The following is a 10,652-nucleotide window of genomic DNA, read 5'->3' as shown; positions in this document are numbered from 1 at the left end:
TTTTGCCGTCTGCTCCCACGTAGGCCCTCCGTCTCTCGCGATCGGGGGGATTCTTCGCACATTCACCTCATGCCCCGCACGAGGGCAGCGGCGTGGCGCTTACGGAATGGCGGCTTTTGGTGTCCGAAGAACGATAGCGGACGTTCAGCCCAGTGAGACCAGGGTCTGAAGCTGACCCGATGCAGGCCGCAGTGAACTCGAAGTGGCCATTCGCAATCGCGCAAACAGTCTCCCTGACAGCGAGGTGCTGGCGGGACGTTTGGCGTAGTAAGCTTTGCGCTCGCAACCTACGCAAATTGGGCGTATCGTTGGCATATCGTCGGCTGCTAATACATGAGCCGGCGACTGAGAGCGCAAGACTCCCGCAGCGGACTGGGCGCGCTAGAATCCACAACTACTCGTTGCGCTCACGAGACAATCTGCCTCTGCCGAAACCTCTTTTGCTCGGTTCCGGCCAGAATTGCCTTTTGCAAATCGGAAGAGGAGCGCTTGATGCAGATTCTGCAAACCCGCCGCCGATTCCTGACCGGCGCTGCAATGGCAGGCGCTGCCGGTATCGTCGGTCTTCCGGAGTCACTCCACGCCGAGCCGCTGGAAACGACCACGGTTCGTCTGCCGCGGTGGGTTGGTGGTTCCTATTGCTGGGCAGGCGCGTACATCGCCGGAGAACTGATGCGCGCAGAGGGCTTCACCGACGTTCGCTACGTAGAAGCCGACAGAAGCGTCGACCAATCGGAATGGATCGCACGCGGTGAGACCGATTTCTCTGTGAACTTTCCGCCGAATCAGATCGCGTCGATCGACGCTGGCGTGCCGATCAAGGTGCTAACCGGGTTGCACTCGGGATGCCTCGAACTGATCGCCAAGGAGAGCATCCGCAGCGTCACGGATCTGCGGGGCAAGAGGGTGGGCGTGGATGGTTTCAATAACTCGCGACACATGTGGCTGACGCTCATGTCCGCGTATGTCGGGCTCGATCCCGTGAACGATATCCAATGGGTCTTGACTAAGGACGTCAAGCCCACGGAACTCTTCATCCAAGGGAAGATCGACGCATTCCTTGGGACGCCGCCCCAGCCGCAGGAGCTGCGCGCCAAGAAGATCGGCCACACGATCCTCAACAATGCCGTCGACCGCCCATGGTCACAGTATTTCTGCTGCATGATCTCCGCCACCACGGACTACGTGAACAGGTACCCGGTGGCGACCAAGCGGGTCTTGCGATCCATCCTCAAGGCCGCCGACCTCTGCGTGTCGGATCCGCAGTGGGTGGCCCGGCAGATGGTCGATCGCGATTTCGTCCCGTCGCATGACTACGCGCTCCAAACGCTCAAGGATATCCGCTACGACCGCTGGCGGGAATTCGATCCTGAAGACTCCCTGCGGTTCTACACACTGCGCATGCAGGAGACGGGCATGATCAAATCGAGCCCGCAACAGATCATCGCCAACGGAACGGACTGGCACTTCCTCGACGAGTTGAAGCGTGAGCTGAAAACCTGAGCAGCTGGCTGACTCGTTGTGCCTTTTTCCTTGGGAAGGAGAAGCCCATGCAGATCATCCAGAACCGCCGTCATTTCCTAGCCGGCGCTGCGGCCGTCGGCGCCGCAGGACTTATCGGCACCGCAACACAAGCCCGGGCCGAGCCGCCGCTGGAGACCACTTCCGTCCGCCTGCCGCGGTACATCGGCGGCGCCTATTGCTGGGCGGGCCTGTACATCGCCGGAGAAATGCTGCGCGCCGAGGGGTTCACCGATGTCCGCTATGTGCAAGGCGACAAGAAGGTTGATCATTCGGCGTGGATCGCAAACGGCGAGACGGATTTCAGTGTGAACTACGTGCCGATTCATCTGGCGTCGATCGATGCAGGAGTGCCGATCAGGGTACTAAGCGGACTGCACTCCGGGTGCCTCGAACTGATCGCCAACGACAGCGTCAAAGGCATCTCGGACCTGCGGGGAAAGCGGGTTGGGGTCTTTACGCTTGATTCGCCGCAATACGTGTTGGTTTCTCTGATGGCCGCCTATGTTGGGCTCGATCCCGTCAACGACATCGAATGGGTCACCGAAGAACACAATTTTGCGGAAGGCTTCGTCGAAGGAAAATACGATGCAGTCCTCGGCCAACCGCCCCGCACGCAGGAACTTCGCTCCAGGAAAGTAGGCCATACGATCCTCAACTCGACCACCGACCTGCCCTGGTCGCAGCATTTCTGCTGCATGATTTCCGCGACTGCGGATTATGTCGACAGGCATCCGGTGGCGACAAAGCGCGTGCTCAGGGCCATCCTCAAGGGCGCCGACCTCTGCGCGTCGGATCCGCCATTGGTAGCGCAGCAGATGGTCGATCGAGGGTTCGTGCCCAGCTACGACTACGCGCTGCAAACGCTGCACGACATCCGGTACGACAGGTGGCGGGATTACGATGCCGAAGCCTCGATGCGCTTCTACGCGCTGCGCATGCACGAAACGGGCATGATCAAGTCGAGCCCGCAAACGATCATCGCCACCGGCACTGACTGGCGTTTCCTTGACGAGTTGAAGCGCGAGTTGAAGACGTGAGGGGCAGCCAGCCTCGTGCCATTTTCAATGGGAGGGAGAACCCCATGCAGATCATCCAGAACCGCCGCCGCTTCCTGGCCGGTGCTGCGGCAGCAGGCGCTGCAGGTCTCATCGGCGCAACGACTGACGCTTGGGCCGAGGCACCCCCTGAAACGACCTCCGTCCGCTTGCCGCGGTGGATCGATGGTGCCTACTGCTGGGCGGGGATGTACCTGGCCGGAGAGCTCCTCAAAGCGGAGGGCTTCACCGACGTCCGCTACGTGCAGGGCGACGAGAAAGTCGATCAGGCGGTGTGGATTGCACGCGGCGACACGGATTTCAGCATGAACTACGCGCCGGTCCATGTCGCGTCGATCGACGCCGGCGTGCCAATCAGGGTGCTTGGCGGTCTGCACTCCGGGTGCCTCGAGCTGATCGCCAACGACAGCATCCAAGGCATCCCGGACCTCAAGGGCAAGCGGGTGGGCATGCACGACATCGATGCGCCGTCGCGCGTGCTGGTCGCCCTGATGGCCGCCTATATCGGACTGGACCCCGTCAACGACATCGAATGGGTCCAGGAAAGCAAGCCGGTGGAAGCCTTCGCCGACGGGAAGTTCGATGCATATCTCTTCACGCCGCCGGAGACGCAGCAACTGCGCGCCAAGAAAATCGGCCACACGATCCTCAACACGACCCTCGACCGCCCTTGGTCGCAGTACTTCTGCTGCATGACTTCGGCCGCTGCGGACTACGTGAACAGATATCCGGTGGCGACCAAGCGCGTGCTAAGAGCCATCGTCAAGGGCGCCGACCTATGCATTTCGGATCCCGCATGGAGTGCAGCGCAGATGGTCGATCGAGGTTTCGTCCCCAGCTACGAAATCGCGCTGCAAACGCTGAGCGACACGCGGTACGACGTCTGGCGGGACTACGATGCCGAAGCCTCGATGCGCTTCTACGCGCTGCGCATGCACGAAACGGGCATGATCAAGTCGAGCCCACAGCAGATCATCGCCGATGGAACGGACTGGCGCTTCATCGAGGAGCTGAAGCGTGAGTTGAAAACCTGAGCCTGCTTTGTCCCAGGGAGGAAGCGTGACATGCGGATCATTCAGAATCGACGCCGTTTCATGGCCGGCCTGGCAGCCGGCACCGTGGGAATTGTCGCAACCCCGAGATTGGCGTGTGCCGAGCCGGAGCCCGAGACGACCAGTGTCCGGCTGGGCCGGTGGGTCGGAGGCGCCTACTGCTGGGAGTCGCTCTACCTCGCTGGCGAACTGCTCCGCGCCGGCGGTATGACCGATGTCCAGTACGTGCAAGGTAATCAAAAGTACTTCGACAGCAGCGAATGGATTGCAGCGGGTGAGACGGACTTCGACTTCAACATGCCGCCGATGCACATCCGCAGCGTCGAGGCCGGGGTGCCCGTCAAGATCCTGGCCGGCGTGCATTCCGGCTGCTGGGAGTTGCGAGCGAACGATCGCGTCAACAGCGTTGCCGACCTAAAGGGCAAGCGGGTGGGGGTCTGGGCGATGAACGACCACCCGCAGGTGTTTCTCCAACTGCTGATCAACTATGTCGGGCTCGATCCCAACCACGATGTTGAGTGGGTCGTAGGCGTCCAGGAGAACGGCTCGCTCATGCAGAACTTCATCGACGGCAAGGTCGATGCCTTCCTGGTAGACACCAGCCAATACTCCGAGGTTCGGAACAAGAAGGTAGGTCACACGGTCTTCAGCAATCTTATCGACCGTCCTTGGTCGCAGTATTTTTGTTGCATGCTCGCCGGCCGGACCGACTATGTCGATAGGTATCCGGTCGCCACCAAGCGCGTGCTGCGGGCCATCCTCCAGGCTGTCGAATTCTGCGTGTCGAACCCGAAATCGGCCGCCCGCGCGGTGGTTGATCGAGGCTTTCTGCCGAGCTACGACGTTGCGCTGACCACTCTGCAGAACACCGGGCACGACAGGTGGCGGGAATACGATGCTGAAGACTCGGTGCGCTTCTACGCGCTGCGCCTCCTGGAGACGGGCATGATCAAGTCGAGCCCGCAGGAGATCATCGTCAAAGGGACGGATTTCCACTTCTTCGAAGAGATCAAGCGCGAACTGAAGACGTGAAAGGCGCAGCGCGAAGGACCGCTGAAGAGGAGAACGTCATGCACATCATCCAGAACCGCCGCCGCTTCATGGCCGGCATCGCGGCGGGTGCCGCGGGATTAATCGCAGCCCCGAGGCTGGCGCTCGCCGAGCCGGCGCCAGAGACGACGAAAGTCCGGTTGCCGGTGTTCGCCAAGGTCTCGGACTGCCAATCGCCGATGTATGCGGCCACCGAGCTTCTGCATGCCGAAGGCTTGACCGACGTTGAGTTCGTGTCTTCGGGCACCGGCCCGGATTCGTCGGACTGGATCGGCCACGGCGAGATCGACTTCGACTGGAACTACCCGCTCGCGCATGTGCTTAACATCGCAAAAGGCGCGCCGATAAAAGTCTTGACCGGCTTGCATGTCGGCTGTCTTGAGCTGATCGCAAACGATCGGGTCGTTGGCATCCCTGATCTGAAGGGTAAGACGGTCGGAGTGGATGGCAGCACCATCCAGTATCTGTTGCTGAATGTGATGTCTTCCTATGTTGGCCTTGATCCGGCAAAGGATTTCGAAACTCTCGTAACCCCCGATGCGGTTCAAAGCCTCGCGGAGGGTAAGATCGATGCGTTCCTCGGCGGACCGCCCACGCCCCAGCAGGCGCGCGAGCGAAAGCTCGGCCATGTACTTGTCATCACGGCGATCGACAAACCATGGTCGCAGTATTTTTGTTGCATGCTCGCGAGCACCGCAGATTACGCAGGACGTTACCCGATGGCGACTAAACGAGTCATGCGCTCCCTACTCAAGGCCGTGGACCTCTGCATAACCAATCCGGAAGCGGTTGCGAAAAGTGCGGTCAATATAGGCTACGCCACCGACTACACGCTTCAGGCTATCCGTTCCGACATACGCTACGACAAATGGCGCGAATATGACCCCGAGGATTCTCTGCGTTTCTATGCGCTGCGTATGCAGGAGACAAATGCGGTCACGATGAGGCCACAGGAGGTTCTGGACCGCGGCACCGACTGGCGTTTCCTTAAGGAGCTCAAGCGCGAGATGAAGACGTGAGCCGCTGGCCGACGCGCGCGTTGCTGCTCCTCGCCCTCGTCGCTGAGCCTGCGCACACCTCTGCGCACGAAGCGTCAGCGCACGCTGGGAAGAGCGAGCGCCTGCCGATGATGGGCGCTGCACCGGATTTCACGCTGATATCGCAGGACCACAAGCCGGTGTCGCTGCGCGACTTCCGCGGCAAGGTGGTCGCCATCGCCTTCATCTATACGTACTGTACCGACGTCTGCCCCATGCTGACCGCCCATATGGCCAGCGTGCAGGAAAAGTTGGGTAGTGCGTTCGGACCCCAATTCGCCTTTGTTTCGATCACCGTCGACCCGGAGCGCGACACGCCCGATGTTTTGAAGGAATATGCGCAGAATTTTGGCGCCGATCTGAAGGGCTGGTCGTTTCTTACCGGTGATCCGGCGGTCGTCCATGAGGTGGGACGGAAATACGGGGTCATCGCGAAGAAGGCGGCGAACGGAGATGTCGACCATACCTTGTTGACGTCGCTCGTAGACCCCAATGGCATCTTGCGAGTACAGTATCTTGGCGTCCGGTTCGACTTGGAGGAGTTCCGGGATGACCTTGTCAGCCTCTTGGACGAATCCAAATAGCATAACGAACCGGCTCGTTGGCTGGGTTGCCCGGCTGCCGGCGCGCGTCCAGACCAAGCTCTTGATCGCGTTCCTGTCGATCGTCGGCCTGCTGATCGTGCTCGGGGCCGTCGGGTTGCAGGTGCTGAGTGGGGTCAACGATCAGACCAACGAGCTGATCAAGCTGCAGCGCAGGATCGCGGCCTACCGCCAGGTACAGCACGATACGACCAGCCAGCTCTACGGCATCTCCACCGCCCTGTTGCTTCAGGACGACCGGATGCTGGATGCGGCGCTGCGCCAGCTCAATCAGTTCGGCTACGACCTCGACCGCATGGAGTTCGTCGCCAAAGCCGAGGTGGAAGTGCTTGGCCAGGTCAGGCAAGAGTACGAACGGCTGACGGCCGGCGTGACGCACGTGGCAGAGCTCGTCCGCGCCGGCCGCACTGAGGAGGCGCGCAAGGTTCAGCTTGATGGAATCATACCGTCGGCTGAGCGCCTCGAGCGGCTGACAAACCAGCTGGTCAACATGGCCGAAGCCGACATGGTGGCGGCCATCGAAACGACCGAGGGTGCGTACGGCACGTCCAGGCTGATCGTGGTCTCGTTTGCGGTGGGCAGTATCCTGCTGGCGTTGGGGCTCGGCTACATCATCTCCTGGTCGTTGATCGAACCGGTCAAGAAGATCGAGACGCGTCTCAGCCAGATAGCGGCCGGCGACTTCGCCCAACACGTTGCCGTCGCCAATCGCGACGAACTTGGAGTGCTCGCCGCTAACGTCAACCAGACCTCCGACGAGCTGGGGCGCCTGTATCAGGAGATTGAGACGCGCACCCAGCAGCTCGACGAAGCCCTTCAGCAGCAGACAGCCACTGCAGACGTTCTGAAGGTCATCAGCCGCTCTACCTTCGATCTGCAGGTCGTGCTCGATACGTTGGTGGAATCGGCTGTCAGGCTCTGCCGTGCCGACAAGGGTGGTATCGTGCAGTTGCTGGATGGCGTATTCCGCTATGTGTCGACGCATGGCTACCCTCCCAGTTTCCGTGCTTATGTCGACGCCAATCCACTTCCAGAGCTTGCCGCAGGCCGAGGCTCCGCCGTAGGGCGCGTAATCGAAGAACGGCGGATCGTGCAAATCGAAGACGTGACCGCTGATCCGGACTACCGCGTTGCCTTGATCGCTGAGGCAGGCGGATTCCGCACCGTCCTCGCTGCCCCGCTGTTGCGGGAAGGTGATCTCGTTGGCGTATTCGTCATGACGAGGGTTGAGCCGCAACCTTTCAATCCCAAGGAGATCGCGCTCGTCGAGACATTCGCCGACCAGGCGGTGATCGCCATCGAGAATGCGCGGCTCTTCGAGGCGGTGCAGTCACGGACGCGCGAGCTTGCGGCGTCTGTTGGTGAGCTCGAGGCGCTTGGTGAGGTGAGCAAGGCGGTCAATTCGACGCTGGATCTCGACACGGTGCTGAAGACGATCGTTGCCAAGGCGGTCCAGTTGTCGGAAACGGATGCTGGCACCATCTACGTGTTCAGCAGCACGCGGCAGCAATTCCGTCCGCGCGCAAACTTCGGTATGAGCGATGAGCTTATCGCCGCAGTCTCGCACCAGACGATCGGGCTGGCCGACATGGGGATCGGCGACGCGCCCGGGCGCTGCATGCCGGTGCAGTTTCCCGACCTCAGCGAGGAGACCTCATCCTTCCTTGTAAGAAAGACGATCGTCGACGCCGGATATCGCGGTATCCTGATCGTTCCGCTGCTGAGGCCTAACAAGATCGTCGGTGCACTGGTCGTCAGGCGCCACAAGCCAGGTGCCTTCCATGAGCAAGTTGTCCACCTGCTGGAGACCTTCGCTGCCCAATCGGTGCTCGCGATCCAGAATGCCAAGCTGTTCAGCGAGATCGAGGAGAAAGGCCGGGAGCTGGAGGCAGCTAGCCGCCACAAGTCCCAGTTCCTCGCGAATATGAGCCACGAGCTCAGGACACCGCTCAATTCGGTCTTGGGCTTCACAGAACTGCTGGTCGACGGCATCTACGGCGAACTCCCGGACAAGGCAAAGACGACCGTCGCGCGCGTGCAGGCGAACGGCCGTCACCTCCTCGGGCTCATCAATGACGTACTCGACCTTTCCAAGATCGAAGCCGGCCAGCTCACGCTGGCGATCGAGGACTACTCCATCGCGCAGATTGTTCGATCGACCGTTACGGCTGTCGAACCGCTGGCACGAGCGAAGGGTCTTGAGCTTTCAACGACTGTTGCCGAGAACCTTCCATTCGGCCGCGGGGACGAGCGCCGTTTGACGCAGGTCCTGCTCAATCTTGTAGGCAATGCCGTCAAGTTCACCGAAACGGGTGCGGTCGACATTCTTGCCGATGCGGTCGACGGGCACTTCGAGATCACCGTCCGAGACACCGGTCCCGGCATCGCGTCCAAGGACCAGGCTCTCATCTTCGAAGAATTCCAGCAGGTCGACAACAGCAGCACCAGGCAGAAGGGTGGCACAGGTCTTGGCCTGGCGATCTCGAAGCGCATCGTCGAAATGCATGGCGGAACCATAGACGTCGAGTCCGTGATCGGGTCAGGGTCGACATTCCGTCTGAAGGTACCAATCTGGGTGAATGAGGACGTGAGGGCCGCATGAGCAAACGAATCCTTATGGTGGAAGACACCGAGGACAACCGCCAGATCATCCGCGATCTCATTGCCACCACCGAATACGAACTGATCGAGGCGGCGGACGGCGCCGCCGGCATCGCTGCAGCCGGAGCGCATAGGCCAGACCTGATCCTTATGGACATTCAGCTCCCGGTGATCGACGGGTATGAAGCGGCCCGCCGCATCAAGGCCGACCCGGCGCTCCGGCACATTCCGATTATCGCCGTCACCTCCTACGCGCTGTCGGGCGACGAGGCGAAAGCCCTTGCTGCTGGCTGCGATGGTTACATTGCCAAGCCATTCAGTCCGCGCCAGCTGCTTTCCGAGATTCGCGGGTTCCTTTCTTGAGGGAGGCAGCGCCTTGCACGATCCGCCTCGCATTCTCGCAGTCGACGATACTCCGGAGAACCTCGAGATCCTGCGCATGCGCCTCGAGGCGAATGGCTACGAAGTGGCGACCGCCGCCGATGGTGAAGAGGGGTTTGCAAAAGCTCGCGAACTCACGCCGGATCTGATCCTGCTCGACATCATGATGCCGAAGCTGGACGGTATCAGCGTGGTTCGCCTGCTCAAGCAGGACATCTCCCTGCAGGCGATTCCGGTCATCCTCGTCACCGCGAAGGCCGACACGCGCGATGTGGTCGAGGGGCTGGACGCCGGTGGCGACGACTATCTGACAAAGCCCTTCGAGCACAGGGCGCTGTTGGCGCGGGTGCGCTCGATGCTGCGCCAGAAGGCGCTTCACGACACTGTCGCGAGCCAAGCCAAACGCCTTGAGGACCAAGCTGCGCAACTTTCCGACTGGAATCGCTCGCTCGAGCAAACCGTGGCTGAGCAGGTGACGGAGCTCGATCGAATGGCGCGGCTTAGACGGTTCCTGCCCGAACAGGTCGCCGACCTCATCGTTGCGGCGGGCAATGGCGATGCGCTTCTGCAAAGTCACCGTCGCGAGGTGACCGTTGTCTTTTGCGATTTGCGCGGCTTTACGGCCTTCGCAGAGACCGCCGAACCCGAAGAAGTCATGACAGTTCTTGCCGAGTATCATTCCTGTCTTGGTGAACAAATTGTCCGCCACGAGGGGACTCTCGAGCGGTTCGTGGGCGACGGGATCGTCGTGGTTTTCAACGATCCACTGCCATGCGCCGACCACAGCGAGAGAGCTGTCTCAATGGCTGCTGCGATGCGCGAGGCGATTGACGAGCACTCAGAGCGATGGCGCAAGCGGGACTATTTGCTTGGCTTTGGGATCGGCATCGCCAGGGGCCACGCAACCATCGGGCGCATCGGTTTTGATCAGCGCTCGGACTATGCCGTCATCGGCACTGTGTCGAACCATGCCGCCCGATTGTGCGAGGAGGCCAAATCGCGCCAGATTCTTGTTAGCCGACGGGTCCTCGGAGCTGTCGAGTCGCTGGTCGAATCCGTTCTTGTTGGCGAACTGACGCTGAAGGGTTTTCGCCGCCCGATGCCTGCCTATGAAATCGTGCGGTGGATCGGTCGGCCAAGCTAGCGTTAGACGCATTCCGGCTTCTTTCGGACGATGCGGCGCGTCGAACCGCCGGCACAAAGCAGCCCAGCCATCGACCGATCCCGAAATCGCCGCAACGGGCCGATGAACGAACCCGCTGCGCGGGAGGGGCGCCTGCGGTTGAGGTAGTGATCAAGAACCGGTCGTCGCGCTGGCGTTGAGCGTCGTCCGGCGGGGGCAGAGCATGA

Annotated in this window: 9 protein-coding genes; all 9 read left to right on the top strand. The window is 61.0% G+C overall.

Features of this window, described 5'->3' with window-relative positions; all coding sequences use genetic code 11:
• Window positions 1-492 precede the first annotated feature (492 nt).
• Genes NKJ94_RS36030 through NKJ94_RS35990 form a run of 9 tightly spaced genes read left to right on the top strand, consistent with a single transcriptional unit; the run spans window position 493 to window position 10,446 of the window.
• On the top strand, window positions 493-1,503 hold the full coding sequence (locus tag NKJ94_RS36030) for an ABC transporter substrate-binding protein (protein ID WP_352532390.1): 1,011 nt from the start codon (window positions 493-495) through the stop codon (window positions 1,501-1,503).
• Window positions 1,504-1,550: 47 nt separating this feature from the next.
• Complete coding sequence (locus NKJ94_RS36025; RefSeq protein WP_352532388.1) at window positions 1,551-2,561, top strand: ABC transporter substrate-binding protein; 1,011 nt, start codon at window positions 1,551-1,553, stop codon at window positions 2,559-2,561.
• A 44-nt stretch (window positions 2,562-2,605) separates the two neighbouring features.
• Window positions 2,606-3,613: an ABC transporter substrate-binding protein gene (locus NKJ94_RS36020; RefSeq protein WP_352449182.1), complete on the top strand. Its 1,008-nt coding sequence runs from the start codon at window positions 2,606-2,608 to the stop codon at window positions 3,611-3,613.
• A 30-nt stretch (window positions 3,614-3,643) separates the two neighbouring features.
• Window positions 3,644-4,663 carry an ABC transporter substrate-binding protein gene (locus NKJ94_RS36015; protein WP_352532386.1) on the top strand — a complete coding sequence of 340 codons (1,020 nt, stop codon included), beginning with the start codon at window positions 3,644-3,646 and terminating at the stop codon, window positions 4,661-4,663.
• Between the two features lie 38 nt (window positions 4,664-4,701).
• Window positions 4,702-5,700 (top strand): ABC transporter substrate-binding protein, encoded by a 999-nt coding sequence (locus tag NKJ94_RS36010; protein WP_352532384.1) that lies wholly within the window; start codon window positions 4,702-4,704, stop codon window positions 5,698-5,700.
• Window positions 5,697-6,302: an SCO family protein gene (locus tag NKJ94_RS36005; protein WP_352532382.1), complete on the top strand. Its 606-nt coding sequence runs from the start codon at window positions 5,697-5,699 to the stop codon at window positions 6,300-6,302. Before NKJ94_RS36010 ends, NKJ94_RS36005 begins: the two co-directional genes overlap by 4 nt.
• Window positions 6,268-8,922 (top strand): GAF domain-containing protein, encoded by a 2,655-nt coding sequence (locus NKJ94_RS36000; RefSeq protein WP_352532380.1) that lies wholly within the window; start codon window positions 6,268-6,270, stop codon window positions 8,920-8,922. Before NKJ94_RS36005 ends, NKJ94_RS36000 begins: the two co-directional genes overlap by 35 nt.
• Window positions 8,919-9,284 (top strand): response regulator, encoded by a 366-nt coding sequence (locus tag NKJ94_RS35995; protein ID WP_140762002.1) that lies wholly within the window; start codon window positions 8,919-8,921, stop codon window positions 9,282-9,284. Before NKJ94_RS36000 ends, NKJ94_RS35995 begins: the two co-directional genes overlap by 4 nt.
• Window positions 9,285-9,297: 13 nt before the next feature.
• On the top strand, window positions 9,298-10,446 hold the full coding sequence (locus NKJ94_RS35990) for a response regulator (RefSeq protein WP_352532378.1): 1,149 nt from the start codon (window positions 9,298-9,300) through the stop codon (window positions 10,444-10,446).
• The last annotated feature ends 206 nt before the right edge of the window (window positions 10,447-10,652 follow it).

Source organism: Mesorhizobium sp. M0060, assembly GCF_040323155.1.
In the GTDB taxonomy this organism is placed as follows: Bacteria; Pseudomonadota; Alphaproteobacteria; order Rhizobiales; family Rhizobiaceae; genus Mesorhizobium.
This window is presented reverse-complemented; position numbering and strand designations above follow the sequence as displayed.

Bases quoted from the DNA above. Each gene is read 5' to 3' on its own strand.
- NKJ94_RS36000 (WP_352532380.1), top strand. From the start codon at position 6,268: ATGACCTTGTCAGCCTCTTGGACGAATCCAAATAGCATAACGAACCGG.
- NKJ94_RS36025 (WP_352532388.1), top strand. From the start codon at position 1,551: ATGCAGATCATCCAGAACCGCCGTCATTTCCTAGCCGGCGCTGCGGCC.
- NKJ94_RS36015 (WP_352532386.1), top strand. From the start codon at position 3,644: ATGCGGATCATTCAGAATCGACGCCGTTTCATGGCCGGCCTGGCAGCC.
- NKJ94_RS36010 (WP_352532384.1), top strand. From the start codon at position 4,702: ATGCACATCATCCAGAACCGCCGCCGCTTCATGGCCGGCATCGCGGCG.
- NKJ94_RS36030 (WP_352532390.1), top strand. From the start codon at position 493: ATGCAGATTCTGCAAACCCGCCGCCGATTCCTGACCGGCGCTGCAATG.
- NKJ94_RS36020 (WP_352449182.1), top strand. From the start codon at position 2,606: ATGCAGATCATCCAGAACCGCCGCCGCTTCCTGGCCGGTGCTGCGGCA.
- NKJ94_RS35995 (WP_140762002.1), top strand. From the start codon at position 8,919: ATGAGCAAACGAATCCTTATGGTGGAAGACACCGAGGACAACCGCCAG.